At 69.6% G+C, this 25,186-nt stretch carries 29 protein-coding genes and 1 pseudogene; 27 read left to right on the forward strand and 3 right to left on the reverse strand.

Annotation, left to right across the window (positions count from 1 at the left end):
* The 8 genes and pseudogenes from V8688_RS03710 to V8688_RS03745 form a co-directional block, all read left to right on the forward strand.
* Positions 1-297, forward strand: a pseudogene (locus V8688_RS03710) (hypothetical protein); the annotation flags it as partial.
* A gap of 42 nt (positions 298-339) precedes the next feature.
* Positions 340-1,179, forward strand: a complete 840-nt coding sequence (locus V8688_RS03715) for a sugar phosphate isomerase/epimerase (protein ID WP_218716650.1) — start codon at positions 340-342, stop codon at positions 1,177-1,179.
* Between the two features lie 93 nt (positions 1,180-1,272).
* Positions 1,273-2,139 carry a thioesterase family protein gene (locus tag V8688_RS03720; RefSeq protein WP_218716617.1) on the forward strand — a complete coding sequence of 289 codons (867 nt, stop codon included), beginning with the start codon at positions 1,273-1,275 and terminating at the stop codon, positions 2,137-2,139.
* A gap of 28 nt (positions 2,140-2,167) precedes the next feature.
* Positions 2,168-2,986 (forward strand): pyrroline-5-carboxylate reductase, encoded by an 819-nt coding sequence (proC, locus tag V8688_RS03725; protein WP_316576203.1) that lies wholly within the window; start codon positions 2,168-2,170, stop codon positions 2,984-2,986.
* Positions 2,987-3,148: 162 nt separating this feature from the next.
* Positions 3,149-3,418, forward strand: coding sequence for a helix-turn-helix domain-containing protein (locus V8688_RS03730; RefSeq protein WP_255586995.1), 270 nt, complete (start codon positions 3,149-3,151; stop codon positions 3,416-3,418).
* A 184-nt stretch (positions 3,419-3,602) separates the two neighbouring features.
* A complete protein-coding gene (locus tag V8688_RS03735) occupies positions 3,603-3,704 on the forward strand; it encodes an AURKAIP1/COX24 domain-containing protein (protein WP_003402602.1) in 102 nt (33 codons plus the stop codon).
* 237 nt (positions 3,705-3,941) lie between these two features.
* Positions 3,942-4,976 (forward strand): NAD-dependent epimerase/dehydratase family protein, encoded by a 1,035-nt coding sequence (locus V8688_RS03740; protein ID WP_218716619.1) that lies wholly within the window; start codon positions 3,942-3,944, stop codon positions 4,974-4,976.
* Positions 4,973-5,989, forward strand: a complete 1,017-nt coding sequence (locus tag V8688_RS03745; RefSeq protein ID WP_316576202.1) for a lysophospholipid acyltransferase family protein — start codon at positions 4,973-4,975, stop codon at positions 5,987-5,989. Before V8688_RS03740 ends, V8688_RS03745 begins: the two co-directional genes overlap by 4 nt.
* Before the next feature lie 15 nt (positions 5,990-6,004).
* Here V8688_RS03745 and V8688_RS03750 read toward each other — a convergent pair whose 3' ends face one another.
* Complete coding sequence (locus tag V8688_RS03750; RefSeq protein WP_255587002.1) at positions 6,005-6,934, reverse strand: HAD-IB family hydrolase; 930 nt, start codon at positions 6,932-6,934, stop codon at positions 6,005-6,007.
* A gap of 184 nt (positions 6,935-7,118) precedes the next feature.
* On the opposite strand from V8688_RS03750, the gene V8688_RS03755 reads away from it, so the two are divergent.
* From V8688_RS03755 to V8688_RS03775, 5 genes are all read left to right on the forward strand, one after another.
* Positions 7,119-7,400 (forward strand): glutaredoxin family protein, encoded by a 282-nt coding sequence (locus V8688_RS03755; RefSeq protein WP_218716622.1) that lies wholly within the window; start codon positions 7,119-7,121, stop codon positions 7,398-7,400.
* A gap of 206 nt (positions 7,401-7,606) precedes the next feature.
* A complete protein-coding gene (locus V8688_RS03760) occupies positions 7,607-8,491 on the forward strand; it encodes a redox-sensing transcriptional repressor Rex (RefSeq protein WP_342800177.1) in 885 nt (294 codons plus the stop codon).
* A gap of 76 nt (positions 8,492-8,567) precedes the next feature.
* Positions 8,568-10,043: a glutamyl-tRNA reductase gene (locus V8688_RS03765; protein ID WP_218716624.1), complete on the forward strand. Its 1,476-nt coding sequence runs from the start codon at positions 8,568-8,570 to the stop codon at positions 10,041-10,043.
* Positions 10,040-11,110: a hydroxymethylbilane synthase gene (hemC, locus tag V8688_RS03770; RefSeq protein ID WP_218716625.1), complete on the forward strand. Its 1,071-nt coding sequence runs from the start codon at positions 10,040-10,042 to the stop codon at positions 11,108-11,110. Before V8688_RS03765 ends, hemC begins: the two co-directional genes overlap by 4 nt.
* Positions 11,107-12,678 carry a bifunctional uroporphyrinogen-III C-methyltransferase/uroporphyrinogen-III synthase gene (locus V8688_RS03775; protein WP_218716626.1) on the forward strand — a complete coding sequence of 524 codons (1,572 nt, stop codon included), beginning with the start codon at positions 11,107-11,109 and terminating at the stop codon, positions 12,676-12,678. Before hemC ends, V8688_RS03775 begins: the two co-directional genes overlap by 4 nt.
* Before the next feature lie 56 nt (positions 12,679-12,734).
* On the opposite strand, the gene V8688_RS03780 is transcribed toward V8688_RS03775, so the two are convergent.
* A complete protein-coding gene (locus V8688_RS03780; protein ID WP_218716627.1) occupies positions 12,735-13,019 on the reverse strand; it encodes a hypothetical protein in 285 nt (94 codons plus the stop codon).
* Between the two features lie 222 nt (positions 13,020-13,241).
* Here V8688_RS03780 and V8688_RS03785 point away from each other — a divergent pair, with 222 nt between their 5' ends.
* The 6 genes from V8688_RS03785 to V8688_RS03810 all read left to right on the forward strand — a co-directional run bounded on the left by V8688_RS03785 (position 13,242) and on the right by V8688_RS03810 (position 17,239).
* Positions 13,242-14,420 (forward strand): serine hydrolase domain-containing protein, encoded by a 1,179-nt coding sequence (locus tag V8688_RS03785; RefSeq protein WP_342800178.1) that lies wholly within the window; start codon positions 13,242-13,244, stop codon positions 14,418-14,420.
* Positions 14,421-14,462: 42 nt separating this feature from the next.
* Positions 14,463-15,440, forward strand: coding sequence for a porphobilinogen synthase (gene hemB / locus V8688_RS03790; RefSeq protein WP_218716629.1), 978 nt, complete (start codon positions 14,463-14,465; stop codon positions 15,438-15,440).
* Positions 15,437-15,949, forward strand: a complete 513-nt coding sequence (locus V8688_RS03795) for a hypothetical protein (protein WP_342800179.1) — start codon at positions 15,437-15,439, stop codon at positions 15,947-15,949. The genes hemB and V8688_RS03795 overlap by 4 nt, the downstream gene beginning before the upstream one ends.
* A 278-nt stretch (positions 15,950-16,227) precedes the next feature.
* A complete protein-coding gene (locus tag V8688_RS03800) occupies positions 16,228-16,665 on the forward strand; it encodes a hypothetical protein (protein WP_342800180.1) in 438 nt (145 codons plus the stop codon).
* On the forward strand, positions 16,665-16,934 hold the full coding sequence (locus V8688_RS03805; protein ID WP_342800181.1) for a hypothetical protein: 270 nt from the start codon (positions 16,665-16,667) through the stop codon (positions 16,932-16,934). The genes V8688_RS03800 and V8688_RS03805 overlap by 1 nt, the downstream gene beginning before the upstream one ends.
* Positions 16,935-17,017: 83 nt before the next feature.
* Complete coding sequence (locus V8688_RS03810; RefSeq protein ID WP_316576199.1) at positions 17,018-17,239, forward strand: hypothetical protein; 222 nt, start codon at positions 17,018-17,020, stop codon at positions 17,237-17,239.
* On the opposite strand, the gene V8688_RS03815 is transcribed toward V8688_RS03810, so the two are convergent.
* Positions 17,236-17,643 carry a hypothetical protein gene (locus V8688_RS03815; RefSeq protein WP_218716633.1) on the reverse strand — a complete coding sequence of 136 codons (408 nt, stop codon included), beginning with the start codon at positions 17,641-17,643 and terminating at the stop codon, positions 17,236-17,238. The two genes, V8688_RS03810 and V8688_RS03815, sit on opposite strands and share 4 nt — an antisense overlap.
* A gap of 205 nt (positions 17,644-17,848) precedes the next feature.
* On the opposite strand from V8688_RS03815, the gene hemL reads away from it, so the two are divergent.
* The 8 genes from hemL (at position 17,849) to V8688_RS03855 (ending at position 24,952) form a co-directional block, all read left to right on the forward strand.
* Positions 17,849-19,195: a glutamate-1-semialdehyde 2,1-aminomutase gene (gene hemL / locus V8688_RS03820; RefSeq protein WP_308248372.1), complete on the forward strand. Its 1,347-nt coding sequence runs from the start codon at positions 17,849-17,851 to the stop codon at positions 19,193-19,195.
* Between the two features lie 107 nt (positions 19,196-19,302).
* Positions 19,303-19,929, forward strand: coding sequence for a histidine phosphatase family protein (locus V8688_RS03825; protein WP_218716653.1), 627 nt, complete (start codon positions 19,303-19,305; stop codon positions 19,927-19,929).
* The gene (locus V8688_RS03830) at positions 19,926-20,567 is read left to right on the forward strand and encodes a TlpA disulfide reductase family protein (RefSeq protein WP_218716634.1); all 642 of its coding nucleotides are present in this window, start codon (positions 19,926-19,928) and stop codon (positions 20,565-20,567) included. The genes V8688_RS03825 and V8688_RS03830 overlap by 4 nt, the downstream gene beginning before the upstream one ends.
* Positions 20,568-20,623: 56 nt before the next feature.
* Positions 20,624-20,791, forward strand: coding sequence for a hypothetical protein (locus V8688_RS03835; protein ID WP_218716635.1), 168 nt, complete (start codon positions 20,624-20,626; stop codon positions 20,789-20,791).
* On the forward strand, positions 20,791-21,603 hold the full coding sequence (locus tag V8688_RS03840) for a cytochrome c biogenesis CcdA family protein (RefSeq protein ID WP_218716636.1): 813 nt from the start codon (positions 20,791-20,793) through the stop codon (positions 21,601-21,603). Before V8688_RS03835 ends, V8688_RS03840 begins: the two co-directional genes overlap by 1 nt.
* The gene (locus V8688_RS03845; protein ID WP_218716637.1) at positions 21,603-23,237 is read left to right on the forward strand and encodes a cytochrome c biogenesis protein ResB; all 1,635 of its coding nucleotides are present in this window, start codon (positions 21,603-21,605) and stop codon (positions 23,235-23,237) included. The genes V8688_RS03840 and V8688_RS03845 overlap by 1 nt, the downstream gene beginning before the upstream one ends.
* Entirely contained in the window at positions 23,237-24,202 is a 966-nt protein-coding gene (gene ccsB / locus V8688_RS03850) for a c-type cytochrome biogenesis protein CcsB (protein WP_218716638.1), read from the forward strand. Before V8688_RS03845 ends, ccsB begins: the two co-directional genes overlap by 1 nt.
* A 123-nt stretch (positions 24,203-24,325) precedes the next feature.
* Positions 24,326-24,952 carry a hypothetical protein gene (locus V8688_RS03855; RefSeq protein ID WP_342800182.1) on the forward strand — a complete coding sequence of 209 codons (627 nt, stop codon included), beginning with the start codon at positions 24,326-24,328 and terminating at the stop codon, positions 24,950-24,952.
* The last annotated feature ends 234 nt before the right edge of the window (positions 24,953-25,186 follow it).

Below are 25,186 nucleotides of genomic sequence, written 5' to 3' on the forward strand. Positions count from 1 at the left end.
GTCTCCCGGCTGGCCCGCGGCGCCGCCGCGGACGACCACCGCAGGCAGTGGCTGATCCTGGCGGGCCAGAGCGCCGGCGCGGCGGTCGCCGGAATGTTGCTGTTCAAGGGTTTCGAGACGATGTGGGAGACGCTGCCGTGGGTCGCGCTCGCCCTGGCCATGGTCGTCATCCTCGGACTGGTGGCCCTCGTGCGGATACTGCGCCGCACCGACGACATCTACAGCACTGTGATCGCCGTCGTCGTAGGCGTCTTCGTGACGCTCGGACCGCTAGCCTTTCTCCTCAGTACCAGCTGAAGCAGGGAGTGGGCTGTGGGGAACGCGCGGGCGGATATCGGAATCGGGCTCTCGACGGCGTCGGTGTATCCGGAGAACACCCAGGCGGCGTTCCGCTATGCGGCCGAATTGGGTTACGACGGTGTGGAATTGATGGTGTGGGCCGAACCGGCCAGCCAGGACATCGCGACCGTGCAGTCCTACGTCAAGCGCTACGGGGTGCCGGTGCTCGCGGTGCACGCGCCGTGTCTGCTGATCTCCCAACGGGTCTGGGGCGCCGACCCGGTGGCCAAACTGGAGCGCAGCGTGCGCACCGCGCAGGCGCTCGACGCCGACACCGTGGTGGTGCATCCGCCGTTTCGCTGGCAGCGCCGTTACGCCAAGGGTTTCGCCGACCAGGTCGGTGAGCTGGAGGCGAGCTACCCGGTCAAGGTCGCGGTGGAGAACATGTTCCCGATGCGGGCCGACACCCTGTTCCGCGAGGGCGCGGTGCGCAGGCTCGAACGCCGCTCCGGGCCCGGTCCCGCGGTGAGCGCGTTCAGTCCGTCCTTCGATCCGACCGACATCGGCTTCGAGCACTACACCCTCGATCTCTCGCACACCGCGACCGCGGGCGCCGACGCGCTCGAGCTGGCCCGGCGGATGGGCGAGGGCCTGGTGCACCTGCATCTGGCCGACGGCCGCGGCGCCGCCCACGACGAACACCTGGTCCCCGGCGACGGCACCCAGCCGTGCGCGCAGCTGTGCGAGCACCTGGTGCACACCGGCTTCACCGGGCACGCGGTCGCCGAGATCAACACCCAGACCGCGCGGACCACCGCCGAACGCTCGGCCCTGCTCGGCCGCACGCTCGACTTCGCGCGCAGGCACCTCACCGGTGCCACCCACGCCGACCTCACCTGAGCCATCGACTCGGTCACACCGCCGCAGTATGGTGCCTTGCATAGCATGCTTGTACGCTGTACGAACTACAGTGAACCGCGACCAGGAGTGACGATGACGCGAGAACTCGCGACCGACGCGCCGTTCAGTCAGGTCGTCGACCTGACCGAGCTCCCCACCACCGATGCCGAGACCGGGCGCTACGTCGGCATCATCGCGCCCGCCTGGACCATCGGTCCCAAGGTGCACGGCGGCACCATGGTCGCCGCCAGCGCGGCCGCGGCCACCCGTCGGCTCACCGAGTCCGACGCCTCGCTCGCGCGGATGGCGCCGATCGCGGCCAGCTCCGACTTCCTCGGCGCTCCTGAGCCCGGCGAGGTCGAGTACGCGGTCCACCTGCGCAAGAAGGGCCGCCAGATCTGCCTGGTCGACGCCGAGCTGATCCAGAACGGCCGCACCCTCGTGCGTACCGCCTTCACCTTCGGCCACCTCGACGTCGACGGCACCCGCTGGAGCGACACCGGCACCGACATGCCCGCCGAGCCCGACGCCACCGCGCTCGAGTACACCCCCGATTCGCCGATGGGCAAGATCGTGCACGTCGGCGAGGTGGCCCGGGTCTACCTGGACGCGACATGGGCCGACTTCGCCCGCGGCGAGACCGGCGCGCCCCGCGCCCGGCTGTGGATCCGCCCGCTCGACGGCGACGAGACCGACCCGCGCGTGCGCGCCGCCTTCGCCATGATGGCCGCCGACATGAGCCCGCCGGTGCCGATCAACCTCGGGCATTTCGGCTGGTCGCCGACCGTCCAGATGACCACCTACCTGCGCCGCGTCCCCGCCCCCGGCTGGCTGCGGGTCATCGCGACCGCCCGTGAGGTCGGTGAGCGCATGTTCGACGAGGACCAGCTGGTGATCGACTCCACCGGCGCCGTCGTCGCGCAGAGTCGCCAGCTGGCCTTGATCCCGGCGGCGCGCTGAGGGGTGGCGCACCACTAACCTTGACTGCATGACGAGAATTGCGGTGGTCGGTGGCGGTCGGATCGGTGAGGCGCTGGTCGCCGGATTGCTGGAGTCCGGCCGGGCGACCAAGGATCTGGTCGTCGTCGAGCCGGTCGCCGCGCGGGCCGCGCAGCTCGCCGAGCGCTTCAAGGTGCGGGTGAGCGGCTCGGTCGTCGAGGCGATCGTCGGGGCCGACATCGTCGTCGTCGCGGTCAAGCCCGGCGATGTCGACTCGGTGCTCACCGACCTGTCCAAGGCCGACCTCGACTCGGGCAGCGAGCAGGTGCTGGTCTCGCTGGCCGCCGGTGTCACCACCGCGCGGCTCGAGTCCAAGCTGCCCGCGGGCTTCCCGGTCGTCCGCGTCATGTCGAACACGCCGATGCTGGTCGGGCAGGGGATGAGCGTGCTCGCGCCGGGCCGCTACACCGACCCCGAGCAGCTCGAGCTCGTCGGCGAGATGCTCGAGGCCGTGGGTAAGGTGGTGACGGTGGCCGAATCGCAGATGGACGCGGTCACCGCGGTGTCGGGTTCCGGGCCGGCGTATTTCTTCCTCGTCGTCGAGGCGATGATCGACGCCGGCGTGAGCCTGGGGCTGACGCGCGATGTGGCCAGCCAGCTGGTCGTGCAGACCATGATCGGCTCGGCGGCGCTGCTGGACGAGACCGGGCAGAACGCGGTCGATCTACGGGCCGCGGTCACCTCACCCGCCGGCACGACGGCGGCGGCGCTGCGGGTGCTCGAACGTGGTGCGGTGCGGTCGACGTTCATCGAGGCGCTGCACGCCTCCAAGCAACGCTCGGCGGAACAGGGCGCGTCGAACGAATGACGATCGGGTACCCGGGATGAAAACCGATTTCTCACACCCGTCGCAGTAATCCCACTGGTCCCGCTAAGCTCGTAGAAGCACGTGCGTGTCTGTTCCGCCGGTGGGGAAGCCGGCGGCGCGGACGTGCCGGAGGTCAATGGTGCCATGATGTCTGCGAACAGAATGTCTGCAAGCAATTCACCGGCGTCGGGCGGCGGATCGGGTTCCCCGACTCCGCGGGTCGGCTCCACGCAGGGACAACCGGTGATCGGCGGTGGCACACAGTTTCTCACCGTCGCCGAAGTCGCCGATCTCATGCGGGTGTCGAAGATGACGGTGTATCGACTCGTCCATTCGGGTGAACTGCCCGCGGTGCGGGTCGGCCGCTCGTTCCGGGTGCACGCGAAGGCGGTGCACGACTACCTGGAGACGTCGTACTTCGACGCCGGCTGACCTAGGTCGGCCACAAGGGCGGTTTCGTCGCTGCTCGGGTGTCCCGGTAGCATGAACCCTCGGTTCGTGTCCGCCTGCCGGTGGCACCGCTTCGTGGTGTCCGGTGCGCCCCGGCGGCGCGGACACCAGACGACGCACGCGACACCGCGTGTGTATGCCGAGTAGAGAAACGCGAGGAAACCCTATGGGTTCTGTGATCAAGAAGCGCCGCAAGCGTATGTCGAAGAAGAAGCACCGCAAGCTGCTTCGCCGCACGCGTGTGCAGCGGCGCAAACTCGGCAAGTAAGCCTGCGTGCCTACGAGAGCCCGTCACCATCGCGGTGGCGGGCTCTCGTTTTGAAAAGATCAGGTTTGTGAATCTCGTCATGCGCTGACGAGTCGACCTCGTTAAAAGCTTGTTGATCGTGTCGGTGGGTGGCACGAATGCGGCTACTCTGGTACGCGGGAATACATGAGAAGCAGGGGGCTTTGAGTGGGGCCAGGTCCGAGTTCCGATACACGGGAACGACACGTACCGAAGGTAGTGCTGGTGACCGGAGCCAGCCGCTTCTTCGGTGGCAACGTCGCGTCCAGGCTCGCCGCGGAACCGGGTGTCGAACGCGTGATCGCGGTCGACACGATGACCCCCAGCCGGGAGCTCCGCCGTCGGATGGGCAGCGCCGAGTTCGTGCGCGCCGACATCAGGAATCCGCTGATCCGCAAGGTCGTCGAGGGCAACGACGTCGACACCGTCGTGCACGCGGCCGTGCTCACCCGTCCGCCCGCCGGTGGCGGTCGCGCGGTGATGAAGGATCTCAACGTGCTCGGCACGATGCAGTTGCTCGCCGTGTGTCAGAAGGCGCCGTCGGTGCGGCGCGTTGTCGTCCGGTCGTCCTCGGCGGTGTACGGCTGCAGCGCCAAGGATCCGGCGAAATTCACCGAGGAAATGGGCGCGCGTACCCCACCGGCCGGTTGGTTTGCGCGCGACATGATCGATATCGAGGCACTGGTGCGCGGAATGGCGCGACGCAGGCCCGATATTTCCGCCTCGATTCTGCGTTTCGCGCCGATCGTGGGTCCCCGGCTGGCCGATCGCGGCGTGCAATATCTGCGTTCGCCGATCACCCCGACCGTGCTCGGGCGCGAAGCCAGACTGCAATTACTGCACGAAGAAGACGCTGTCGCCGTCCTGGTGCACGCGGCATTTCGGGCACACGGCGGTACGGTGAATATCGCGGGCGACGGCGCGCTGGCCATGTCCCAGGCGATCCGCAGGGCAGGCCGTATTGTCGCGCCGGTGCCGTTCTTCGTTTTCCGCACTGTCGGGCGCACGCTGATGGGCCCGGTCATGCGCGGATTCAGCGGTGAACAACCCGACTACTTCTACTTCGGTTGCGGGTTGGATACCACCCGCATGCGGACCGAACTCGGTTTCACCCCACGCTGGACCACTGTCCAGGCATTCGACGACTTCATCGCGGGCGCAGCGTTGCGGCCCGTCTTCGATCCGGCTTGGATCGACGCCGCGGAAACCAAACTGCTCGGCCTCATCGGGGCCGATTCGGGAGCGCACACATGAACGAGGGAGCGAAAGTCATTCGTCTCGACGTGAATGTCGAGACCCGACAACGACCGCAGGCGCGTCGCTGGCCGGACCAGCCGACGCAGGCCACTCCGGTCACCTCGCTGAGTGAACGCAGGCCGGGCATGCCGACCCGGCCGCCCAAGACCCTGTCCGACATCGTCCGCGACACCGTCGCGGGCCAGATCGAGAACGCCGCGGAGTTCGCCCGGCGCAGGCTCACCGGCGACTACTCGGTCGACGAGTTCGGCTACGACGAGCACCTGCTCGAGTCGGTCATCCTGCCCGCGCTGCGGCCGCTGTCGGACTACTGGTTCCGGGTCGAGGTCGCCGGCATCGAGAACATCCCGGCCACCGGCGGGGCGCTGATCGTCGCCAACCACGCGGGCACCGTTCCACTCGACGGGCTGATGCTGCAGCTGGCCATCCACGACAAGCATCCGAGCCACCGGGCGCTGCGGCTGCTGGCCGCCGACCTGATCTTCGAGCTGCCCCTGCTCGGCGCGCTGGCCCGCAAGGCGGGCCATACCCTGGCCTGCCACCCCGACGCCGAGCGCCTGCTGCGCTCCGGCCAGATCGCGGGCGTGTTCCCCGAGGGCTTCAAGGGCGTCGGCAAGAACTACGCCGACCGCTACAAGCTGCAGCGCTTCGGGCGCGGCGGGTTCGTCTCGGCCGCTGTGCGCACCGGCGTGCCGATCATCCCGTGCTCGATCGTCGGCTCGGAGGAGATCTACCCGAAGCTGGCCGACATCAAGCCCCTGGCTCGTCTGCTCGGCCTGCCGTACTTCCCGGTGACCCCGCTGTTCCCGCACCTGGGCCCGCTGGGCGCGATCCCGCTGCCCTCGAAGTGGTACATCGAATTCGGCGAGCCGATCGCCACCACGGCCTACGAGCCGGAAGAGGCCGAGGACCCGATGACGATGTTCGAGGTCACCGACCAGGTTCGCGAGACCATCCAGCAGACCCTCTACAAACTGCTGGCCAAGCGCCGCAACCCCGTTCTGGGGTAGCGGCGCCGCGGTGGCTCAGTGCTCGCGGTGTCGGGCGACCGCCGCCGCGACCGCACCGCCCGCCGCGCCCAGCGCGAGCGCGGTGGGCACGCCGATCTTGGCGGCCTTGCGGCCGGTGCGGAAGTCGCGGATTTCCCAGCCCCGGTTCTTGGCGACCTCACGCAGGTCGGAATCGGGGTTGATCGCCACCGCGGTGCCGACGAGCGAGAGCATCGGCACGTCATTGTGGCTGTCGGAGTAGGCCGTGCAGCGCTTGAGGTTGAGGCCCTCGCGGATGGCCAGCGTGCGCACCGCGTGCGCCTTGCCGAGGCCGTGCAGGATGTCGCCGACGAGGCGGCCGGTGAACTTGCCGTCGACGCTCTCGGCCACCGTGCCCAGCGCGCCGGTGAGCCCGAGCCGCTTGGCGATGACATTGGCCAGCTCCACGGGCGTCGCGGTGACCAGCCACACCTGCTGGCCCGCGTCCAGGTGCATCTGGGCGAGCGCGCGGGTACCGGGCCAGATCTTGTCGGCGATGATCTCGTCGTAGATCTCCTCGCCGAGCGCGGCCAGTTCCGCGGTCGGACGGCCCGCGATGAAGCTGAGCGCCTTCTCCCGGCCCGAGGCCATGTCGGAGGAGTTCTCCTTGCCGGTGACCCGGAACTTCACCTGCTTCCAGGCGACGTCGACCAGGTCGGAGGTCTTGAAGTACTTGCGGGCGGCCAGCCCGCGGGCGAAGTGCACGATCGAGGCACCCTGGACCAGGGTGTTGTCGACGTCGAAGAACGCCGCCGCCGTCAGATCGCGGGGTACTTCGGGGCCCGTCGGCTCGCCCTGTTCGGCGAGTTCGGACTCGTGCAGGGTGAGCGCGGCGTCGGCACTGGCCTCACCGGCCAGATTGGCGCGCAGCTCCTCCTCGCTCGGCCCGAACGGGCTGCGAGGCAGCCGTGCGAACTGTTCCTGCAGTTCCTGGCCGAGGCGGCTGGGCTGCCACCGCGCAGGGAACTCCCCGAATCGCCCTGCGACGAATCCGGCCCTAGCCACCTTCGAACGTTCCGGCACCAGTACCCTCCGCTAGTCGCGCGAACCATGTCCACAGTAACCGGATTCACCGACAAGCCGCGGCGGGCTCGGGGATTAAATAGGGCTCATGACTAATCCCACACCCACCGTGACCCTGTTGACCCGCGCCGGCTGCTACCTGTGCACCACGGCACTGGCGCAATTGGAGACCATCTGTGGTGATTTCGGTCTCCCGGTGCACACCGTCGACGTCGACGAGGCGGCGGCCAGTGACCCCGGGCTCCGCGCAGAATACGGCGATCGGCTGCCCGTGGTCCTGTTGGACGGCCGTGAACACAGCTATTTCGACGTCGACGAGCCGCGTTTGCGGGCCGACCTGAGCCGTTTCGCTGGTCGCGGCGGAAAATGAGGCCAATTTCACCGACTTTGTGAACGCCTGCACAAGCGGTTACGGTGGTGGCACGCAATCCGCACCGCCGCGCTCAGCAGCGGCGGTGACCGGGTTTGCACAGCCCCCCATGGCACCGGTCGCGCTCTCGCGACGCAGTGACCCACACCGGTGAACGAACGACAGGAACCGGACCGTGATCAGGCCCGGCACGAGGAGCCGACGACGTGACAGAGCAGCATGAGACGCCCGGTGGCGTCTCCGGCAAGGCTCTTCAGAGGGATATCCCCCAGGCCACGGTGACTCGTCTTGCTACCTATCTCCGGGTTCTCGCCGGGTTGGCCGACGAGGGTGTAGCCATCGTATCGAGTGAGGAACTGGCTGTCGCGGCGGGTGTCAATTCGGCCAAGCTGCGCAAGGATCTTTCCTTCCTCGGACCCAACGGTGTGCGGGGTGTCGGCTATGACGTAGCCAAGTTGCGCACCAGGATCGAAGATGTGCTCGGTCTGTCGCAGGGACATCGGGTGGTGCTGATCGGTGCGGGCAATCTGGGCCGCGCCCTGGTCGGCTACGGCGGTTTCGGGGTACGTGGCTTCACCGTGGTCGGGATCTTCGACAACGACTCCGCGGTGATCGGCCAGTCGTACGCCGGTTTGGTCGTGCGCGATGTCGACCGGTTGACCGAGCAGATCCCGGCGCTCGCGCCGACCATCGCGGTGCTCGCCGTGCCGGACGAGGCCGCCCAGGACGTGTGTGACCGGCTCGTCGCCGCCGGGCTCCCGTCCATCCTGAGCTTCGCCCCGTGTGAACTGTGCGCACCCGCCCACGTGGAGGTCCGCCGCGTCGACCTGGCGATGGAGCTGCAGATGCTCTCCTTCGACGCCGCTCGCAACGACGCGCCCGCCCTGCCCGAGGTGGCGCAGGCCGGATCCGGCCGGATCGCGCGCCGGGTTCCCGCGCAGAACCATCCCGCCCTCACGCACCCCGCGCCGGTCGAACCGGCGCGCGGCAGGCCTACGCGCCGCACCGCGCCGCGCTCAGCCACTCCACACACAGCCACCCCGCATTCGGCAACGGAGCCAAGCACCAAGGGATCGGTGATCACGCCATGAGCGAGCGCCAGCGAGCGAATCAGCAGGCCAGTGCGCGGACGCGCAGGACGGCGCCGAGCGCGAGCGAGGTGCTGTCATGAGTGTCCTGCTCGTCGGAATTTCTCACCGGAGTGCGCCGGTCTCGGTGCTCGAGAAGGTCGCGATCAGTGAGGCCGACCGCCCGAAGCTGGTCGACCGGCTGCTCGCCTCCAGCCACGTGTCCGAGGCGATGATCGTCTCCACCTGCAACCGCGTCGAGATCTACGCCGTGGTCGACGCCTTCCACGGCGGGCTCGGCGAGGTCAGCGAACTGCTCACCAAGCATTCCGGGCTGCCGCTCGGCGACCTCACCAGGCACGCCTACGTGCGCTACAGCGAAGCCGCCGCCGAGCACCTGTTCGCGGTCGCCAGCGGCCTGGATTCGATGGTCGTCGGTGAGCAGCAGGTGCTCAGCCAGATCCGCAGCGCCTACGCCAGTGCCGACGGGCAGCAGGCGGTCGGGCGCACCCTGCACGAGCTGGCCCAGCACGGGCTGCGGGTCGGCAAGCGGGTGCACTCGGAGACCGGGATCGACCGGGCGGGCGCGTCGGTGGTGTCGGTGGCGCTGGACCGGGCGCGCGGCGTCGTCGGCGATCTCGCGGGCCGTACCGCGGTGGTGGTCGGCGCCGGTGCGATGGGCGGGCTGGCCGTCGCGCATCTGTCGCGGGCCGGGATCGGCCGGATCGTGGTCGTCAACCGTACGCTCGACCGTGCCCAGCGCCTCGCCGAGACCGGACGCAGCATGCACGGGGTCGACGCCGAGGCCATGGAGATGTCGCGGCTGACCGAGGCGATGGCAGGCGCCGATGTCGTCATCACCTGTACCGGCGCGGTCGGTGCGGTCGTCACCCTGGCCGACACCCACCGCGCGCTCGCGGGCCGGGCCACCACCGAAGCCGCCGAGCGGCCGCTGGTCTTCTGCGACCTCGGCCTGCCGCGCGACGTGGAGCACGCCGTGGCCGGGCTGCCCGGCGTCGCCGTCATCGACATCGAATCGCTGCAGCGCGATCCGGCCGCGGGCGCCGCGGCCGACGACACCGCCGCCGCGCGTCAGATCGTCGCCGACGAACTCGCCAAATACCTTGCCGGGCAACGCATGGCGGAGGTCACCCCCACGGTGGCCGCGCTGCGGCAGCGGGCCGCCGAAGTGGTGGAAGCCGAACTGCTGCGGCTGGATTCGCGGCTGCCCGACCTGGCCGATCCGGCCCGCGACGAGGTGGCGCGCACCGTGCGCCGCGTCGTCGACAAGCTGTTGCACGCGCCGACGGTGCGCGTCAAGCAGCTGGCTTCCACGCCGGGCGGCGACAGCTACGCCGAGGCGCTGCGTGAGCTGTTCGAGCTGAAACCCGGTGCGGTGCAAGCGGTTGCCGCTCCCATGGAGGTCGCCGCGGCGGAGTCCGCGCTGGCTGATGACTTCACCGCAGGACACCTCGGCGACGGGCAGTCCCGCATGACCGAGTCGAGGCCCGGAGGAGGCAGCCCGCGTAACCACGCAGGGCCTCTCGGGCATGCGCAGGAGGACACCGCATCATGACCACGACAGTGCAGGAAGAGGACACCGTGACCGCAGGCAGCATTCGTGCGCCGTGGCGGATCGGCACGCGCGGCAGCCTGCTCGCCCTGACACAGGCGGGCACCATCCGCGATGCGCTGATCGCCGCGGGTCAGCCCGCCGAGCTGGTCGTCATCAAGACCCCCGGCGACCTGTCGTCGGATCCGGTGCAGAAGATCGGCGTCGGCGTGTTCACCTCGGCGCTGCGCGACGAGCTCGCCGCCGGCGGCATCGACATCGCGGTGCACTCCTACAAGGATCTGCCCACCGCGCAGGACCCGCGCTTCACCATCGCCGCGATCCCGCCCCGCGAGGACCCGCGTGACGCGCTGGTGGCCCGCGACGGCCTGGTTCTCGGCGAGTTGCCCGCGGGCGCCAAGGTCGGCACCTCCGCGCCGCGCCGCGCCGCCCAGCTGCGCGCGCTCGGCCTCGGTCTCGACATCGTCCCCCTGCGCGGCAACATCGACTCCCGGCTGCGCAAGGTGAGCGAGGGCGAGCTCGACGCGATCGTCATCGCCCGCGCCGGCCTGTCCCGGATCGAGCGGACCGACGCGATCACCGAGTCGCTCGAGCCGGTGCAGATGCTGCCCGCGCCGTCGCAGGGTGCCCTCGCGGTCGAGTGCCGCAGTGACGACCAGGAACTCATCGAGATCCTCACCGGCCTCGACGACGCGTCGACCAGGGCCGCCGTCCTGGCCGAGCGTTCGTTGCTCGGTGAGCTCGAGGCGGGCTGTACCGCCCCGATCGGCGCGATCGCCGAGGTCGTCGAGTCGATCGACGAGGACGGCCGCATCTTCGAGGAGCTGTCGCTGCGGGCCTGTGCCGCCGCGATCGACGGCTCCGATGTGCTGCGAGCCTCGATCGTCGGGGCGCCCGCCGACGCCGAGGAGCTCGGCCGCACGCTCGCGCGCGAACTGCTGGATCTGGGCGCTCGCGCACTGCTGAGCGTCGCGGACGAGCCGGAACCGGAGGTCGGTTCCCCCACACAGGCGGTGAACACTCCCGCCCCAGACTTCACCAATTCCAGCCCGATGGAGAACAACCGATGAGCAGCCGAGGCACCAAGAAGCAACCAGGGCGGATCCTTTTCGTCGGATCCGGCCCCGGCGACCCGGCCCTGCTGACCGTGCGCGCCCGTGAGGTGCTCGAGCGGGCGACACTGGCGTTCACCGACCCCGACGTCGACAAGGGCGTGCTCGCCCTGATCGGCCTCGGCGTGGAGGCGGCCGAGGACGGTGAGCGTCCGGTCGACGTGCGGCCCGCGCTCGGCGAGCCCGCCGAGGTGGCCAAGACGCTGATCGCCGAGGCCCGCAACGGCCACGATGTGGTGCGCGTCGTCGCCGGTGATCCGCTGACCACCGATTCGGTGATCAACGAGGTCAACGCTGTCACCCGCTCGCACATGGTGTTCGAGGTGCTGCCGGGTCTGCCCAACGGCTCCGCGGTGCCCAGCTACGCCGGCATCGCCCTCGGTTCCGGGCACACCGAGGCCGATGTGCGCGGCGAGGTCGATTGGGCGGCGCTGGCCGCCGCGCCCGGTCCGCTGGTGCTCAGCGCCACCTCCGGCCACCTGGCCGAGACCGCGAGCGCGCTGGTCGAGCACGGGCTGGCCCCGCAGACCCCGGTCGCGGTGACCGTGCGCGGCACCACCCGGCAGCAGCGCACGATCGAGGCCACGCTGGCCACGCTGAACAACGCCGCCTCCGAGCTGGTCGGACCGCTGGTCGTGACGGTCGGCAAGGAAGTCGACAAGCGTTCGAAGATGTCGTGGTGGGAGTCGCGTGCCCTCTACGGCTGGACCGTGCTGGTGCCGCGCACCAAGGACCAGGCCGGCGAGATGAGCGAGCGGCTGGTGACCCATGGCGCCATCCCGATGGAGGTGCCGACCATCGCGGTCGAGCCGCCGCGCAGCCCCGCGCAGATGGAGCGCGCGGTGAAGGGCCTGGTCGACGGCCGCTACCAGTGGGTGGTGTTCACCTCCACCAACGCGGTGCGCGCGGTGTGGGAGAAGTTCGCCGAGTTCGGCCTGGACGCGCGGGCGTTCTCCGGTGTGAAGATCGCCTGCGTCGGCGAGGCTACCGCGGAGAAGGTGCGCTCCTTCGGCATCAACCCCGAGCTGGTGCCCAGCGGTGAGCAGTCCTCCGAGGGCCTGCTCGCCGACTTCCCGCCCTACGACGACGTGTTCGACCCGGTCAACCGGGTGCTGCTGCCCCGCGCCGACATCGCCACCGAGACCCTCGCCGAGGGCCTGCGGGAGCGCGGCTGGGAGATCGACGACGTCACCGCCTACCGCACCGTGCGCGCCTCGCCGCCGCCGGCGGAGACCCGCGAGATGATCAAGACCGGCGGCTTCGACGCGGTTCTGTTCACCTCGTCCTCCACGGTCCGCAACCTGGTCGGCATCGCGGGCAAGCCGCACGCGCGCACCATCGTCGCCTGCATCGGCCCGAAGACGGCCGAGACCGCGATCGAGTTCGGCCTGCGGGTGGACGTGCAGCCCGAGACCGCGCAGGTGGGTCCGCTGGTGGAGGCGCTGGCCGAGCACGCCTCGCGCCTGCGCGCGGAGGGCTTGCTGCCGCCGCCGCGGAAGAAGAGCCGCCGCAGCAGCAGCCGCTAGCCTGCCGAGACCGCTCGAAGGCCCGCCCACCGTGGCGGGCCTTCGGCGTATCGGAATCATCGGCTGTAGCGCAGCAGGGTGCGCACCAGCCGACAGGTGGCATCCGACGGCGGGCGCAGCTCGATCTGCTCGGCGGTGCGCCGGATCGTGTCGTTGGTCGCCTGATTCGGCAGGTACACACCGGAATCCAGCAGCGCGATCGTCAGCCGCATGGCCTTGAGCCTGCGGTTGTGCGCCACGTACCAGCGGCGCGGCCTGCCCGCGGGCAGGCGCTTCTTCTCCAGCGGTACGTACGGCGCGGTGATGAACGTGGACTTCGGTGCTGCGGCAATGGCGTTCATGGCGTCCTCCCGTCGCGAATGGGTCCCGCCCCCGATCGTCGGGAACCCTCGAACACGCTTTCGATTGTAGCGAGAGGGTCCGACAAGTTTCGTCGATCTCTCGCGGAAGCCATTGAGCTCCAGTGCGATTCGATGTTATCCACACGTTCGTGGCGGCCTGTCGCCGGGCGGCTGTCGGACCCGTGTGGTCTAGTGGGCTCCGATGTCACGGGAGGAGACGCGATGACGGTGGACGGGATCGGCGAACGTCTCGGCGTGCATGTCGAGCAGGGTGAACTGCTCGGCCTCGCCTGGCTGGTCGCGGTCGGTGACGCGGTGTCGACCGGGACGGCGGGGCACGTCGACGAGTCGCGCGCGGCGCCGGTGCGCGCCGACACGATCTTCCGCATCTCCTCGATGACCAAACCGCTCACCGCGGTCGCGGCCTCGATCCTGATCGACGACGGCCTGCTCGACCCGGCCGAGCCCGTCGATCGACTGCTGCCCGAACTCGCCGACCGCCGCGTGCTGGCGCATCCCGCCGCCGAGATCACCGACACCGTCGCGGCCCGGCGCCCGATCACCGTCGACGACCTGCTCACCTTCCGGCTGGGCTGGGGCATGGACTTCGCCGACTTCTCGCCCAAGCCGTTCGACGTGGCCTGGAGTGAGCTCGGCCTCGGCTGGGGCCCGCCGACTCCCGCGCGGTTGCCGGGGCCGGACACCTGGCTCGCCCGGCTCGGCACGCTGCCGCTGCAGTATCAGCCGGGGGAGCGCTGGCTCTATCACGTCGGCGCGCCGATCCTCGGTTTCCTGGTCGGCAGGGCCGCCGGTAGGCCGTTCTCGGAGTTCCTGGCCGAGCGGGTCCTGCGTCCGCTCGGCATGGTGGACACGGGCTTCTCCGTCCCCGCCGACAAGCTCGACCGCTTCGGCCCGCACTACGCCGACCGCGACGGCGCGCGCGTGGTCTTCGATCCGGTCGACGGTCAGTGGAGCACGCCGCCCGTGTTCGAGGGGGGTGGCGACGGACTCGTCTCCACCCTCGCCGACTATCACCGGTTCGCCCGCATGTTGCGCGACGGCGGCGTCCTCGACGGCACCCGGATCCTGTCCGAGGCGGCGGTGGCGACGATGACGCGCGACCACTTGACCGCCGCGCAGCTCGCGCGCGGCGGTCCGAACCCGGACGGCAGCGCGGGCTGGGGCTACGGCGTCGGTGTGCAGCTCAGCGACCTGTCCGACGGCCCGCGCGCGGGCTCCTACGGATGGTCCGGCGGCCTCGGCTCCACCTGGTCCACCGACGGCGCGGTGACCGGAATCCTGCTCACCAACCAGACGTGGAACTCGGCCGGACCGCTCCCGGTGTTTGCCACGTTCGAGTCGATCTTGGGCGAGGTGGCCCGCGCAGGCGACGCCGCGTAGGCGCCGTCGCGGGCCTGCTCGCCCAGGCGTATTCTGCGGTCTATGACCGCTTTCGACCGCCCGCGGCGGTTGCGCAGGACACCCGCATTGCGTCGGCTCGTCGCCGAGACCACGCTCGAGCCGCGTCAGCTGGTGCTGCCGATGTTCGTCGCCGACGGCATCGACGAACCGCGCGAGATCAGTTCGATGCCCGGCGTGTATCAGCACTCGCTGGACTCGCTGCGCAAGGCGTCGGTCGAAGCGGTGACCGCGGGGGTCGGTGGCCTGATGCTGTTCGGCGTGCCGCTGCCCGAGGACAAGGACGCCACCGGCAGTCAGGCCAGCGATCCGAACGGCATCCTCAACCGCGGTCTGCGCGCACTGGCCGAGGAGGTCGGCGACGCGACCGTCGTCATGGCCGACACCTGTCTGGACGAGTTCACCGATCACGGCCACTGTGGCGTCATCGGTTCCGACGGCGCGGTCGACAACGACGCCACCCTGCACCGCTACGTCGAGATGGCGCTCGCGCAGGCCGAGGCGGGCGCCGATCTGCTCGGCACCAGCGGGATGATGGACGGCCAGGTGGGCGCGATCCGGCGCGGTCTGGACGCGGTCGGGCGCACCGACACCGCCATCCTGGCCTACGCGGCGAAGTACGCCTCCGCCTTCTACGGCCCGTTCCGCGAGGCCGTCGGCTCGTCGCTGGAAGGCGATCGCCGCACCTACCAGCAGGACCCGGCCAACCGCCGCGAGTCGCTGCGCGAACTCGAGCTCGACCTCGCCGAGGGCGCCGACATCGTGATGGTGAAGCCGGCGATGTCCTACCTCGACATCCTGCGCGATGTGGCCGACCGCTCCACCGTCCCGGTCGCCGCGTACCAGATCTCGGGCGAGTACGCGATGATCACCGCCGCCGCCGAGCGCGGCTGGATCGACCGCAGGGCCTCGGTCCTGGAGTCGTTGATCGGTATCCGGCGGGCGGGCGCCGACATCGTGCTCACCTATTGGGCGACCGAGGCTGCACACTGGCTGTCGTGATCGTTCCACCGCACAAACCCGAGTCCCTCCCGATGCCCGAGGATGTCGGCACCGCACGCCAGCTGTGGTGGGCCGTGTCCGGGCTCGGGGTCGTCTACACCGGCGCTGGAATCGTCACCATGACCGGGCAGCGCGACGAGCTGAGCAAGCAGTTCCTCGACGAGATGCACAAGAGCGACCCGAATTTCCCCGCGTCCACGGTCGATGTGATGGTGCTGGCCGCCTTCGTACTGACCGCGGTCGTCGGGCTGGTGCTCGCCGGGGTGACCGTACTGATCGCGCAGCAGCTCGGCCGCGGCAAGTCCTGGGCGCGCACGGTACTCACCGTCATCGCGGTCTGGCTGGGGATGGGTGCGATCGCCACCATGTTCGCCTTCTCCGGGGACACCTCGGTGGCCACGATGGTCGCCGGCGGCACCGCGATCGTGCAGGGCGTGCTGGCGGTCGGCGCGGCGTACCTGAGTTACCGTCCGGAATCGACCAGGTACTTCCAGCTGAACCGCCGGTGAACGCCAGGTTGAACCCCGACGTCTTTGGTCACTGACACGCCACAGTGTATGGTGAGCATGATCACAGGGATTTGGGGTAATCCCAGTGATGTGACCGGTAGAAGTCCGGGGGATTCGGAGGCAATGATGCGCGTGGTGATCGAGCAGCAGCACCGCCTGCGACGCGACCTGTTGGTCATCGGCTTGATGGTCCTGCTGGCCGTCGTCACCATCGCACTGATTCTGTTGCCGAGTCTGGTCGGCTGATCCACCGGCGCCCTCGGCGCCGCGGTCCTCCCATGGTGTTGTTCTCCGAGCCCGGCGCGCGCTGGCGCGCGATCGCCTACGGCCCGCTGTTGTGCGCGGTGATCCTGCTGGTGGAGTGGCTCGCGGGCAGCACGCTGCACGGGTTCGCCCTCGGTTTCTGCGCCGTCGCCATCGGTGGTTTCACGGTGCTCCAGGTGATCGCCGGCCGCACCCACGCCCGTGTCGAACTGACCGGCACCGCCCTGCACCAGGGCGTCGAGTCCGTGCCGCTGACCGAGATCGCCGCCGTGCTGCCCACCGATGACGACGACGCCGCCGAAGGCCGGGCGCTCGGCGCGCTCAGCGGCGTGCCCCGGCGCCGTCGCGGCATCGGGTTGCGCCTGGTGGACGGCCGGATCGTGCAGGCGTGGGCGATCGACCACGCCGGGCTGCGCGCCGCGCTGGGCTCGGCCCTGGCAGGATCGCAATGATGAAACGCTGGATCGCCACGGCGCTGTTCGAGCTCGGCCTCGCCGTGATCTGCCTGGCCGGAGCGGTCTACAGCTGGCGCTACGCACGACGGGTGACCGGCTTCGTCACCTCCGACGAGCATCCGGGGTTCGAGGCCGTCCGCTATGTGCCGCCGCTGCTGCTGCTCGCCAGCGCGCTGGTCATCGTCGCGGGGCTGCTGGTGATCGACGCCGTCGCCCGGATCGCGACCCGATCTGTAGCACTGCGGTCCGTCGAACCGATGTCTTGAGTGAAGCCGAATCCCGATGCGCGCGTTGGGGTTCGGGACATATCTCGACCGCTCGCCTCGGCGGGCAACATGGAGGACCACCGATGACCAAGCTCACCGCGGGATTCTGTACGGCCGCCGCGGCCGTGGCGGCGATCGCCCTGGCAGCGGCACCCGCCCAGGCCGCAGGCCTGCCCCTGACCCCCATGGTCGCCGAGCCGGCCGCCGGTGGCTTCGCCCCGGAGACCGGCTCGAGCGGCATCTACAACGGCATCATGTGCCAGCTGCACACGATCTCGGCCGACGTCCCCTGCATGTACACCTAACCGGCCCACTGCTGGTAGACGTCGACGACGCGGCCTCCGCGCGTGCCCGGCGCGTTCAGGAACACGGTGACGGTGCCGTCGGGATGACTCGCCGCCTCCGTCACCACCTGGCGCAGGGTGGCGCGGATGCCGCCGTCGGCGTCGCGGTAGAGCGTGGTGTCCCCGTGCAGGCCCGCGCCGATCCGGTTGGCCGGGACGAACATCGCGGTGAGCGCCGGGACCGGACCCGCGCCGAGCGCGACGGTCTCCTCGTGGTCGAGCTGGGCGCCGATCCGATCCGGGTGGACCTGCGGTGCGAAGGCGGTGGCCGTGCCCGCGCCGAGGACCACTCCGGCCGCGACGAACCCCGTACACAGGGCAGCCCGCGGGAAACACAGTGCAGTGCTGGTGACGCCGAAACGCATGAAACACCCTTCCGCTGATAGCTGATGTCTACCGCTCGGTGCTCGAGCAGCCCGCAGCGTAGCCGCAGGCCAGCGCACCCGGATCCAAATGATCTCCGCGCAGGGGCGGCGTGTCGGGCGTGTCGCCGGTGGGTCGCTGCGGTCTGGGTCACTGTGCTCCACCCTGTCGTCCGGCGCGCCGAGGCGAGCTGAGAGACTGGAATCCGTGAGTTCTTCTCCGCGCGCGGCCGAGGCCAGTCCGTCGCAGGTACCGATGTCCGCTCAGCTCTTCGAGCGGGCCGCTTCGGTGATCCCGGGTGGGGTCAATTCCCCGGTCCGTGCGTTCAATTCGGTCGGCGGAACTCCGCGGTTCATCGCCTCGGCGAACGGCTACACCCTCGTCGACGCCGACGGCAACGAATACGTCGATCTGGTCTGCTCCTGGGGTCCGATGATCCTGGGCCACGCGCACCCCGCCGTCGTCGAAGCGGTGCAGCGGGCCGCCACCGGCGGACTGTCGTTCGGCGCGCCCACCGAGGCCGAGATCGAACTGGCCGAGGCCATCGCCGCGCGGGTCGAGCCGGTCGAGCGGGTCCGGTTGGTCAACTCCGGCACCGAGGCCACCATGAGCGCGGTGCGGCTGGCCCGCGGCTTCACCGGCCGGTCCAAGATCATCAAGTTCGCCGGCTGCTACCACGGCCACGTCGACGCGCTGCTGGCCGACGCGGGCTCCGGCGTCGCCACGCTCGGGCTGCCGACCTCACCCGGCGTCACCGGCGCCCAGGCCGCCGACACCATCGTGCTGCCCTATAACGACCTGACCGCCGTCGCTGCCGCGTTCGAGGCCAACCCGGGCCGGATCGCGTGCGTCATCACCGAGGCCGCCGCGGGCAACATGGGCGCGGTCGCGCCGCTGCCCGGCTTCAACGAGGGCCTGCGCACCCTGGCGCACGACAACGGCGCGCTGCTGATCATGGACGAGGTCATGACCGGCTTCCGGGTCAGTGCCGCGGGCTGGTACGGCCGCGAGGGCGTCGCCGGTGACCTCTACACCTTCGGCAAGGTGATGAGCGGCGGCCTGCCCGCCGCCGCGTTCGGCGGTCGCGCCGAGATCATGAACAACCTCGCTCCGCTCGGCCCGGTCTATCAGGCGGGCACGCTCTCCGGTAACCCCGTCGCCGTCGCGGCCGGCCTGGCGACGCTGCGCGCCGCCGACGCCGAGGTGTACGCGGCCCTGGATCGCAACGCCGATCGGCTCGGCGGTCTGTTCGCGAAAGCCCTGACCGAGGCCGGGGTCGAGCATCAAGTGCAGTTCGCAGGCAATATGGTGAGCGTGTTCTTCGCCGACCGCCCGGTGACCGACTACGCCGCCGCCAAGGCGAGCCAGACCTGGCGTTACCCAGCCTTCTTCCACGCTCTGCTCGACGCGGGCGTGTACGCGCCGCCGAGCGCGTTCGAGGCATGGTTCGTCTCCGCGGCGCTCGACGAGGACGCGTTCGACCGTATCGCCGCCGCTCTGCCCGCCGCCGCCCTCGCGGCCGCGGCCGCAACCCCCGAAGGATCCCCAGCGTGAGCTCCGACCAGCCCGACGCAGAATTCACCACTCCGGTCGACGGTGACGAGGCGCCGCATCCCGCGCCCGCCGCCGCGCCGCCCGGCCTCGACGACGACCCCGCGACGGTGGAAACCATCGTCCACGTGCTGCGCCACGGCGAGGTGCACAATCCGAACGGCATCCTCTACGGTCGCCTGCCCGGCTTCAGCCTCTCGGTGACCGGCCGATCGCAGGCCGGGGCCGTCGCGCGCTCGCTGGCCGACCACGACGTCTCCCTGGTGATCGCCTCCCCGCTGCAACGCGCCCAGGAGACGGCGGCCCCGATCGCGGCCGCCCACGACGTCATCGTGCGCACCGACGAGAACCTGATCGAGGCGGGCAACACCTTCGAGGGCCTGCGGGTGTCCGTCGGCGACGGCGCGCTGCGCAAGCCCCGGCACTGGTGGAAGCTGCGCGACCCGTTCACCCCGTCCTGGGGCGAGCCGTATCTGCAGATCGCGCATCGCATGCTGGCCGCGGTCAACAAGGCCCGCGTCGAGGGCGCCGGTCACGAGGTGGTGCTGGTCTCGCATCAGCTGCCCGTGTGGACGCTGCGCCGGTTCCTGCAGGGCCAGCGTCTGTGGCACGACCCGCGCAACCGGCAGTGCTCGCTCGCCTCGCTGACCTCGCTGGTCTACCACGGGGATACCCTGGTGGACATCGTGTACTCCGAACCAGCGGGCGCCTCCGACCCTTCGGTTCACGGCGCATGACACGCTCCACCGCGTCGGTCCCCGCCCGCAGCCACCGGCTGCGGGCGATCACTGCCGTCCTGTCCGCGCTGTTCGTGATCGTCGCGGCCGCCGGCTGTTCGACAGGTACCGATGCGGTGGCCACCGGGGGCGGCACCTTCGAATTCGTCTCGCCCGGTGGTAGAACCGATATCTACTACGATCCGCCCGCGACGCGCGGAACGATCGGCAAGCTCTCGGGGCCCGATCTGATGAACGAGGGAAAGACCGTCTCGGTCGACGATTTCCCGAACCAGATCGTGGTCGTGAATCTGTGGGGACAGTGGTGTGGCCCGTGCCGCGCCGAGTCGCCCGCGCTCGAAAAGGTCTTCGCGGCGACCAAGGACAAGGGCGTCGCGTTCCTGGGCATCAATGTCCGCGATCACCAGCGGGACAAAGCCCAGGACTTCGTAGTGGACAACAAGATCGAATACCCGTCCATCTACGACCCGTCGATGCGAACCTTGCTCGCGCTCGGCGGAAACTTTCCCACCAGTGTCATTCCGACCACGTTGATCCTGGATCGTCAGCACCGGGTCGCCGCGGTCTTCCTTCGCTCGCTATTGGCAGAAGATCTGCAGCCCGTGGTCGAGCGCATCGCCGCCGAGGAGAAGCAGTGAGCCGTCGTCGTCCCGGAAATCTGACCGCGTGTCGCCCCCGTCAGGGCGCGCGCCGCATGGGAGCGGGGTGGACCGTCGACGATCGTTGGGCGGGCATCGCGACCGTCCCGCGCAGCGTCGCCGGCGCGGGCCTGTTCGATTTCGGCCCGGTCGAACCGGCCGAGACCGAGCGCACCCTGTCGTTGCCCCGCGACGAGCAGCGTGACGAGGACACCAGCGAGTGATGGTGCTCGCCGCAGTCGGGGATTCCTTCCAGCAGACGGCGGCATCGGGTCCGTTGCTGTTGGCGTTGGGTGCCTGCCTGCTCGCGGGCCTGGTGTCGTTCGCTTCACCGTGTGTCGTGCCGTTGGTGCCGGGGTACCTGTCCTATCTGGCCGGGCTGGTCGGCGCCGAGGCGCCACCGGCCAGTGCCGCGCAGGTGGGCACGCTCACCGCGCAGCGCCGTAGCGCCAAGCTGCGGGTGGCCGGTGCCGCCGGACTGTTCGTCGCCGGGTTCACGGTGGTATTCGTGCTGGCCACGGCCACCGTGTTCGGCGTGATCCAGACCCTCAACGTCAACCGGGAGTTGCTGCAGCGCATCGGCGGTGTGGTGACCATTCTGATGGGTCTGGTCTTCATCGGCCTGGTGCCGGCGCTCCAGCGCGACACCAGGATGGAACCGCGCAGGTTCACCAGCATCGTCGGCGCGCCCCTGCTGGGCGGGGTGTTCGCGCTGGGCTGGACGCCGTGCCTCGGGCCGACACTGTCGGGCGTGATGGCGGTGTCCGCGGGCACCGAGGGCACGACCGCGGCGCGCGGTGTCGTGCTGATCGTGGCGTACTGCCTCGGGCTCGGGCTGCCGTTCGTCGTGCTGGCGTTCGGGTCGGCCGGCGCGCTGCGTGGGGTGGGATGGTTGCGGCGCAACTCGCGCACCATTCAGGTAATCGGGGGTGTTCTGCTCGTCGCCGTCGGCGTCGCGCTGGTCACGGGGGCATGGGATCAGTTCGTCGGCTGGGTGCGTGACGGGTTCGTCTCCGAGGTGACTCTCCCGATCTGATGACTGACACACTGACTCCGCCGACCACCCCCAACCCGCCCGTCCGGCAGTCCCTGCCCGGCCGTGCCTGGGCCCTGGTCCGCAATACCTGGCGCGGCCTCACCAGCATGCGCACCGCCCTGGTGCTGCTGTTCCTGCTGGCCCTGGCCGCCATTCCCGGCGCCTTGCTGCCCCAGCGCAGCCTGAACACGCAGAAGGTCGAGCAGTACATCGCCGACCGGCCGACGCTGGGTCCGTGGATGGACCGGTTCGAGCTGTTCGACGTGTTCGGCAGCTTCTGGTTCACCGCCATCTACGTGCTGCTGTTCATCTCGCTGGTCGGCTGCATCCTGCCGCGCTGCTGGGACCACTACCGGGCCTTGCGCACCCCGCCGGTGCCGACGCCGCGCAATCTGGGCCGGCTGCCGCACCACTTCAGCGAGACCGTCGACCGCGACGCCGACGCCGTCGTCGAGCAGGCGCGTGGGCAGCTGCGCGGCTGGCGCACCGAGGTGCGGCCGGGCAAGCGCGACGGCGAGGTCACGCTGTCGGCCGAGAAGGGCTACCTGCGCGAGTTCGGCAACCTGGTCTTCCACCTGTCGCTGGTGGGGCTGCTCGCCTCGATCGCGCTGGGCAAGCTGTTCGGTTACGAGGGCAACGTCATCGTGATCGCCGACAACGGCGCCGGCTTCTGCACCACCTCGCCCGCGGTGTTCGACTCCTTCCGCGCGGGCAATGTCAACGACGGCACCGGGATGACCCCGCTGTGCGTGCGGGTCAAGGACTTCAAGGCCGACTACCTGCCCACCGGCCAGGCCGAGATGTTCACCTCGAACGTCGAGTACCAGGCGGGCGAAGACCTGAGCACCGATACCTGGCGCTCCACCGAGCTGCGGGTGAACCATCCGCTGCGCGTCGCCGGTGACCGCGTCTACCTGCAGGGTCACGGTTTCGCGCCGACGTTCACCGTCACCTTCCCGAACGGGCAGACCCGCACCGAGACCATCCAGTGGCGCCCCGACGACGCCAGGACCTTCCTGTCCAGCGGCGTCCTGCGGATCGACCCGCCCGGCGGCATGTACGCCACCGACGAGGAGCGCCGGCAGAACCAGATCGCCATCGAGGGCCTGTTCGCCCCGACGGCGCTGTTCCACGGCAGCCTGCTCACCTCGTCGTTCCCGACGATGGACGATCCGGCCGTCGCCGTCGACATCTACCGCGGCAACACCGGCCTGGACACCGGCCGCTCGCAGTCGCTGTTCTCGCTGGACCCGGAGATGATCAAGCAGGGTCGGCTCACCAAGGAGGCGCGGGTCAACCTGCGACCGGGCGAGTCGACCACGCTGCCCAGCGGCGCGAAGGTGACCTTCGACGGCGCGAAGGAATTCGTGAACCTCCAGGTCTCGCACGATCCGGCCCAGCAATGGGTGCTGGTGAGCGCGCTGACGATGATGGCCGGTCTGCTGGTGTCGCTGCTGGTCAAGCGGCGCCGAATCTGGATCCGGGCGTACCCCGCCGAGAGCGGGGCAGGTACCGTGGATCAACGACGGACCGTAGTAGAAATGGGCGGTCTGGCCAGAAGCGATCAGGCGGGCTGGGGCGGCGAATTCGACCGGCTGCGCGCGCGGGTACTGGACGCGGAAACGGAGAACTGATGCCGATCGACGAAACGGTGGCGCGCTACAGCGACTTCGCCTTCATGTCGGCCATGGCGATCTACGCCCTGGCGCTGGTGCTGTTGCTGGTGCAGTACGCCTCGGCGCGCGCCAACAAGGTCGCGGAGCGCGAGCTGGTCACCGCGGGCGCGCCCGTCGACCCGTCGCTGCCCGGCCGGATCGAGACCCCGGCCGCCAAGCCGACCTCCGAGCGCCTCGGCAACATGGCGTTCGCGGTACTGCTCGTCGGCGCGCTGCTGCACGTCGGCTCGATCGTGCTGCGCGGCTTCGCCACCCACCGCTTCCCGCTCGGCAACATGTACGAGTTCACCACCATGGCCACCGCGGCCGCCGTGGTGATCGGCCTGTACTTCCTGCGTGACCAGCGTTACCGGTCCATGTGGGTCTTCCTGCTGGTCCCCGTGCTGATCCTGATGTTCCTGGCCGGCACCGTCCTCTACGCCGACGCCGCGCCCGTCGTCCCCGCGCTGCGTTCGTTCTGGCTGCCGATCCACGTCACCATCGTCAGCATCGGCAGCGGCGTCTTCCTGGTCTCCGGCGTCGCCAGCCTGCTCTACCTCTACCGCATGCGCCAGCCCGCGGGCGCGGAGTCGAACTCGATCTTCGGCACCATCGCCCGCCGCCTCCCCGACGCCCGCACCCTCGACCAGCTCGCCTACAAGACCACCATCATCGGCTTCCCCCTCTTCGGCGCCGGCGTCATCCTCGGCGCCATCTGGGCTGAAGCCGCCTGGGGCCGCTTCTGGGGCTGGGACCCCAAGGAAACCTGCTCCTTCATCGCCTGGGTCCTCTACGCCGCCTACCTCCACGCCCGAGCCACCTCCGGCTGGCGCGACACCAAGGCCGCCTGGATCAACATCGCCGGCTTCGTCGCGATGCTGTTCAACCTCTTCATCATCAACATGGTGATCTCGGGTCTGCACAGCTACGCCGGACTGAGCTGAGCGGCGCGGCCCTGGTCCGGGGAGCGCGATAACCGGTCTCTCAGGTCGGCCCGACGTGGTCGGCGGACGTGAGGAACGGGGCGAACGCGGTCGCTACCGCTGTCGCCGACGTAGGCTGCGTTCGTGTTCGTCAAGGCTTTTCGATCCTTCGCCGGCCCCCTGTGCGCCGCGGTCTTGGCCACGATCGCTCTCGGCGTGACGCTACATATCGGCTGGGTCTTCACGGAGTTCTGGATTCTCGCCTTCCCGCTGCTGCTGGGCGTGTTCGTGATCGTCCTGGCCTGCTTCGCGTTCGTGCTGTTTCTGGCCAGCCGCGATACGCGACCGTGGCCGCTGGTGGCAACCGCGGTACTCGCACTGATCGGGGTCGGCGGGTCGCTTTTTCTCTTCTTCAACCCGAAAGCTGCCGCATGGACCAGGTTTTGGGTCGAACGGCCGGCCTTCGCCGCTGTCGCAGCGATGGAGCTGCCGGAGCTTCGCAGCATCGACTACTACGGTGTCGACCTGCCACGGCATCTGTGTTTTGTTTCGGTGAACTGCAAGGTGGCAGTGATCGGCACCAGTAATGGCCAGCCGGTCCGGTTCGTACCCACCTACATCGGGATCCCCGACGACGCGCACGGCTACGCGCATTTCGTCGGAACACCCGAGCCCGGACCGTACGACGGGTTCGGCGAACCTGTCTGCCCGACGATGGAACTGGGCGGCGGTTGGTGGTGGCTCGACTTCTGCGGGTTCGGTTCACAGTGAGGATGCTGTGCCGCCTGGTCGGTGTCCGTACAGTCGGCGCATGGCCTTGGAGTTCTACGCGCAACCGGCTCCGCCGTTGCGGCTCACGACGAGCTGCACGGTCTTCGGAGGCGTTGTGCGACTCGTCATGATGGGGAAGTTCTTTCAGTCCGCCCGGGCAGCGGCTGACGAGTTCGGTGGTTTCCTCCCGGACGTCCCACCGCTGTCCGAGGGCGCGCCCGAACCGCGAGTGTG

It is taken from the genome of Nocardia sp. No.11, from assembly GCF_038752175.1.
GTDB classification, from domain to species: domain Bacteria; phylum Actinomycetota; class Actinomycetes; order Mycobacteriales; family Mycobacteriaceae; genus Nocardia; species Nocardia canadensis.

What these genes read in the sequence shown, in the direction of transcription:
- V8688_RS03810 (WP_316576199.1), top strand. Translation starts at nt 17,018, where the DNA reads ATGACCAAGCTCACCGCGGGATTCTGTACGGCCGCCGCGGCCGTGGCG.
- V8688_RS03845 (WP_218716637.1), top strand. Translation starts at nt 21,603, where the DNA reads ATGACTGACACACTGACTCCGCCGACCACCCCCAACCCGCCCGTCCGG.
- hemC (WP_218716625.1), top strand. Translation starts at nt 10,040, where the DNA reads ATGACCACGACAGTGCAGGAAGAGGACACCGTGACCGCAGGCAGCATT.
- V8688_RS03755 (WP_218716622.1), top strand. Translation starts at nt 7,119, where the DNA reads ATGACTAATCCCACACCCACCGTGACCCTGTTGACCCGCGCCGGCTGC.
- proC (WP_316576203.1), top strand. Translation starts at nt 2,168, where the DNA reads ATGACGAGAATTGCGGTGGTCGGTGGCGGTCGGATCGGTGAGGCGCTG.
- V8688_RS03720 (WP_218716617.1), top strand. Translation starts at nt 1,273, where the DNA reads ATGACGCGAGAACTCGCGACCGACGCGCCGTTCAGTCAGGTCGTCGAC.
- V8688_RS03775 (WP_218716626.1), top strand. Translation starts at nt 11,107, where the DNA reads ATGAGCAGCCGAGGCACCAAGAAGCAACCAGGGCGGATCCTTTTCGTC.
- hemB (WP_218716629.1), top strand. Translation starts at nt 14,463, where the DNA reads ATGACCGCTTTCGACCGCCCGCGGCGGTTGCGCAGGACACCCGCATTG.
- V8688_RS03785 (WP_342800178.1), top strand. Translation starts at nt 13,242, where the DNA reads ATGACGGTGGACGGGATCGGCGAACGTCTCGGCGTGCATGTCGAGCAG.
- ccsB (WP_218716638.1), top strand. Translation starts at nt 23,237, where the DNA reads ATGCCGATCGACGAAACGGTGGCGCGCTACAGCGACTTCGCCTTCATG.
- V8688_RS03815 (WP_218716633.1), bottom strand. Translation starts at nt 17,643, where the DNA reads ATGCGTTTCGGCGTCACCAGCACTGCACTGTGTTTCCCGCGGGCTGCC.
- V8688_RS03805 (WP_342800181.1), top strand. Translation starts at nt 16,665, where the DNA reads ATGAAACGCTGGATCGCCACGGCGCTGTTCGAGCTCGGCCTCGCCGTG.
- V8688_RS03765 (WP_218716624.1), top strand. Translation starts at nt 8,568, where the DNA reads ATGAGTGTCCTGCTCGTCGGAATTTCTCACCGGAGTGCGCCGGTCTCG.
- V8688_RS03780 (WP_218716627.1), bottom strand. Translation starts at nt 13,019, where the DNA reads ATGAACGCCATTGCCGCAGCACCGAAGTCCACGTTCATCACCGCGCCG.
- V8688_RS03835 (WP_218716635.1), top strand. Translation starts at nt 20,624, where the DNA reads ATGGGAGCGGGGTGGACCGTCGACGATCGTTGGGCGGGCATCGCGACC.
- V8688_RS03745 (WP_316576202.1), top strand. Translation starts at nt 4,973, where the DNA reads ATGAACGAGGGAGCGAAAGTCATTCGTCTCGACGTGAATGTCGAGACC.
- V8688_RS03800 (WP_342800180.1), top strand. Translation starts at nt 16,228, where the DNA reads ATGGTGTTGTTCTCCGAGCCCGGCGCGCGCTGGCGCGCGATCGCCTAC.
- V8688_RS03840 (WP_218716636.1), top strand. Translation starts at nt 20,791, where the DNA reads ATGGTGCTCGCCGCAGTCGGGGATTCCTTCCAGCAGACGGCGGCATCG.
- V8688_RS03730 (WP_255586995.1), top strand. Translation starts at nt 3,149, where the DNA reads ATGTCTGCAAGCAATTCACCGGCGTCGGGCGGCGGATCGGGTTCCCCG.
- V8688_RS03830 (WP_218716634.1), top strand. Translation starts at nt 19,926, where the DNA reads ATGACACGCTCCACCGCGTCGGTCCCCGCCCGCAGCCACCGGCTGCGG.
- V8688_RS03735 (WP_003402602.1), top strand. Translation starts at nt 3,603, where the DNA reads ATGGGTTCTGTGATCAAGAAGCGCCGCAAGCGTATGTCGAAGAAGAAG.